Below are 4,288 nucleotides of genomic sequence, written 5' to 3' on the forward strand. Positions count from 1 at the left end.
ATAGCTACTAGAGAAAGCGTAAATCTGAGCATTTAGTGATAAGGACTGAGCGAATTTTGCTCAGTTTTTTATAATAGAATGTATCATTTCAGGTGCTTGTGGATTCAATTCGTTCATTTCGTTTTTTCATTTGTTCTAGACGCTTTTCGTAATCCGCCTGTTCCGAATCAGAAAATGGCTGTTCAATCACCTCGTTATTGAAAGCTGCTAAGGATTTCTTCGCTCTAACTTTCATATCCTCCACGGTTAGTTGTGTATTCAATAAGTCTGACAACGAAGACATCACATGAGGATCTACCGAAGGGTAAGTGAATTTAGTTTTCTCTCCTTTTTTGCTAATATCGTAAAAATCTCTAATTACTTTCGCCCGTTTATAGCTATTGCCTTCAACATCCAAATAAATTTGCACAGCGACACCATCCTTCACCCGACGTTGTGAAATGCCTGCAAATTTTTTCCCATTAATACTTAAATCATAATCTCCAGGGCAATAGGAATTAACAATTTCGTATGCTTCAATCTGATCTGTTAGATCATCAAGCATGTACGTAACAAAACGGACCATAGCTTCATACCCTTCGTGAATGGATAGATCTTTTACTCCAGGAAGGATTAATGAAATATTTAGTACACCGTTATCTAAAGCAACTGCCAAACCACCGGAATTGCGAACAACTACGTGAAATCCAGCCCTTTTCAGCAGCTGTATACCTTCATCGATATAAGGCAGCTTTGCATCTGGAATACCAAGTACAATGGTGTTTGGATGAACCCATAAGCGCATAGTTGGTGGTGATAACCTATGACTAATTGAAAGAGCCAGGGCATCATCAATCGCAAACGAATGTATGGCTGTATAAGCTTCATTATTGAAGGTAGTTAGTGTAGAGTGGTCGATGTAACGAAATGTATCTTGTTGTATCAAATCTTTCCAATTTTTCATAGTTTACTCCTTGATTTACTTGAATAATAAACGAATGCTCCATGTATTAGTATGTTTAGCTTCTTACTTTTTTCGTTTATTTATCCCGCCACTATTGGCAGTAAGATTCCCTTTCAATTTATAGTACATATCATGAAGAGAAAATAGTGGGAACTGCCAGTAAATGTCCGATTGGTTCGGGCCATGGAAGTAGGTTACAAAGGCGTTGCAATAGGACGTGGCGATTTAAGCCTTTGTACGTGTTTGATCAGTAAAAACCTGATTGAAGGTTCACTTTATCTATTATATAATAAAAAGAAATCGTCGAAAAGAAACGGATGGGAATGCATGGCATATAAAGATGAACAATTACATGAAGAAAAAGTATTTAAAGATCCTGTACACCGGTACGTACATGTAAAGGACAGGGTGATATGGGATTTAATTGCAGCACCGGAATTTCAGCGGTTACGTAGAATAAAGCAATTAGGTACAACGAATTTAACTTTCCATGGTGCTGAGCATAGCCGATTTAATCATTCTCTTGGTGTTTATGAGATTGTTCGTAGAATTATAACTAACTTCGAAGGACGACCACATTGGAACAGTGAGGAACGTCTTCTTTGTTTATGTGCTGCGTTATTGCATGATTTGGGACATGGCCCGTTCTCCCATTCGTTTGAAAAAGTATTTAAATTAGATCACGAATATTTCACACAGCAGATTATATTAGGTGATACGAAGGTAAACGCAATATTGGAACGTGTAGCAAAAGGATTTGCGCAGGATGTGTCAGATGTTATTGCAAAAACTTATAAGGATAAGCTAGTTGTTAGTTTAATTTCCAGTCAAATTGATGCGGATCGCATGGATTATTTACAACGAGATACCTACTTTACTGGGGTTAGCTATGGACATTTTGATATGGAGAGAATCCTGCGAGTGATGCGTCCAATGGAGGATCAAGTTGTTATTAAGTACACGGGCATGCATGCGGTAGAAGACTATATTATGAGTCGTTATCAAATGTACTGGCAAGTCTATTTTCATCCTGTTACAAGAAGTGCAGAAGTCATATTATCGAAAATCCTTCATCGAGCAAAGGTATTGTATGAAGATTCAAATTATACATTTAAACTGGAGCCTACGCACTTTCTTTCGTTTTTTACTGGGCACGTTAAACTACAAGATTATTTGAAATTAGATGAGGGGATTGTTTCCTATTATTTTCAACTTTGGCAGGAAGAAGAAGATGACATTTTGAGCGATTTGTGTGAACGATTTACCAATCGAAGGTTGTTTAAATATATTGAATTTAACCCGAATCTACAAATGAATGAATGGATGGAGCTGCATCGCCTATTTATGAATGCAGGAATTGATCCAGACTATTATCTTGTAGTCGATTCCTCATCTGATTTACCCTATGATTTTTATCGCCCAGGGGAAGAGGAGGAGCGGTTACCCATTCATTTGCTTATGCCAAATGGTGAGTTGAGGGAGTTATCTAGACAGTCGGAAATTGTTGAATCCATTTCTGGAAAAAAACGAACGGATCACAAATTGTACTTTCCTATTGATTTAATAGAGAAGATAGAAGATAGTACGGTGAAGAAACGTGTAGAAGAAATTCTTAGTGGTCAGGGAGAGGTAAAGAATGCTAACTAATCATGCAAAGCTAATGCAGTTTTTTTCCGTTGCTAATGAAGTCACTGGCAGGAAAAAGCTTCAAAAAATGATTTATATCCTTCAAAAGTGTGGTATGCCTTTTGAAGAAAAGTATGAATTTCATTTCTATGGTCCCTATTCGGAAGAGCTAACATTACGAGTAGAGGAATTATGTAATTTGGGGTTCATTCATGAGGAAAAGGAAGATAAAAGCAATTATTATCAATATCATTATACAATTACAAATGATGGGGAAGAATTTTTACATCAGTTTGCAATGGACATGCCCGATTTTTCCAGTCAGGTGGAAGCAATGAAGGGGAAAAGCTCTAGATTTTTAGAGCTTGTTGCAACAATGCTATATTTTGATGGCTTATCGACAGAAGAAAATATTGCAAAGGTACATACGGTGAAACCAAAGCAAAAATATACGAATGAAGAAATACAAGCGGCACACGCTTTTATTGAAGGCTTGAAGCAATAGAGACAGATAGGTGTCAACATGGTAATACCTATGCTACAATAAAAAGCAGTAAACATAGAAGGAGGGTTCTGGGATGAGTTCCGATCAATCTTCGAATAAGAAAAAAAATAACTTTACGATCATTAAGGATGATTCAACGGATGGACATGGTGGTTACGGATATGGTTCGATTAGTTTAGAAAACATGTCTTCCGTAATTGTGGATCCCAATGAAAATAAGGCTTATGTTGATATGGCAGCAATGCATGCAAGAAGTGATATCGAACGTCGCGTAAAATATTTGAATGATAAAAACGAGGTACCCAATGGTAAATTATATTGGATTGTATGGGTGAATGTTGATCAAGGTGAAAATGGACCATATTATTCTGGTGTAGCAGGTAGTGAGCTACGCGTTGACCGTTCGATTAAACGAGCCTACAAATCCATGCCTGAGCATGTTACACATATGGAAAAGTCGTTAAAAGGTAAAGTTATCGTAGACCATATGGATGAGCATTCTAAGAAATTATTAAAGGATTTCTTGGTTGAATTTGATCCAGACATGTGGAAAAATTCCAAAGATGAATTGAAAGATTCACTTCCAGAATAAGGAAAAAACCTTCTAGCTTGGCAATCTAGCCAACCTAGAAGGTTTTCGTAAATCTGTTATCCCGCATATAACTGGCAGTAAGCTCCACCGGTTTTTACTGAAACATATACGTACAAAGGCTTCATTCGCCACGCCTGTGGCAACGCCTTTGTGACCTACTTCCATGTAGGCCCGAACCAATCGGACATTTACTGGCAGTTGATCCCACACTTAACCATTTTGTTTTTTCTTCATTGCTTGAGTGATTTCAAAAGAGTACAAGGGTTGGATAGTTGACATCCATTGCTAATGGACAGAGCGTGATAAACTTGATGTATTGAAGTGGAAAACGGCGAAGTCTTTACTTCTTACAATCATTCAATAATTGTTAAGAATACTTCCTTATGCTAACATTTAAAAGTGAACATTTTGTGACGTCGAGCTAAAGCAATCGATTTTATCTTGTACTTTGTATTAGAAATTTGTAAAATATAGGAGTACATGGGCTACTCATGTATTACTAGGACAAAAAAGAAGCCGAAACCAGTATATCTGGATTCGGCTTCTTTTTTATAAGTTAAGAAAGTATAAAATTAGTGCAATGACTGCGTTAAGCCAAGTAGTTATTTTGAAATGTTAGATG

4 protein-coding genes are annotated in these 4,288 nt (G+C 37.0%); 3 read left to right on the forward strand and 1 reads right to left on the reverse strand.

All coding sequences use genetic code 11. The annotated features are described in order from the left end of the window. Positions 1 to 88 precede the first annotated feature (88 nt). Positions 89 to 943 carry a lipoate--protein ligase family protein gene (locus Q1A47_RS20110; protein ID WP_121603972.1) on the reverse strand — a complete coding sequence of 285 codons (855 nt, stop codon included), beginning with the start codon at positions 941 to 943 and terminating at the stop codon, positions 89 to 91. Positions 944 to 1,270: 327 nt separating this feature from the next. Between Q1A47_RS20110 and Q1A47_RS20115 the strand changes: the two genes are divergently transcribed. From Q1A47_RS20115 to Q1A47_RS20125, 3 genes are all read left to right on the forward strand, one after another. Continuing rightward, complete coding sequence (locus tag Q1A47_RS20115; RefSeq protein WP_166530099.1) at positions 1,271 to 2,590, forward strand: HD domain-containing protein; 1,320 nt, start codon at positions 1,271 to 1,273, stop codon at positions 2,588 to 2,590. Continuing rightward, positions 2,580 to 3,074 carry a YwgA family protein gene (locus Q1A47_RS20120; protein WP_121603970.1) on the forward strand — a complete coding sequence of 165 codons (495 nt, stop codon included), beginning with the start codon at positions 2,580 to 2,582 and terminating at the stop codon, positions 3,072 to 3,074. The genes Q1A47_RS20115 and Q1A47_RS20120 overlap by 11 nt, the downstream gene beginning before the upstream one ends. 73 nt (positions 3,075 to 3,147) lie before the next feature. Continuing rightward, positions 3,148 to 3,666, forward strand: a complete 519-nt coding sequence (locus tag Q1A47_RS20125) for a YwhD family protein (protein ID WP_121603969.1) — start codon at positions 3,148 to 3,150, stop codon at positions 3,664 to 3,666. Positions 3,667 to 4,288: the final 622 nt, after the last annotated feature.

The sequence above is a fragment of the uncultured Virgibacillus sp. genome, assembly GCF_947495635.1.
GTDB classification, from domain to species: Bacteria; Bacillota; Bacilli; order Bacillales; family Amphibacillaceae; genus Virgibacillus; species Virgibacillus salarius.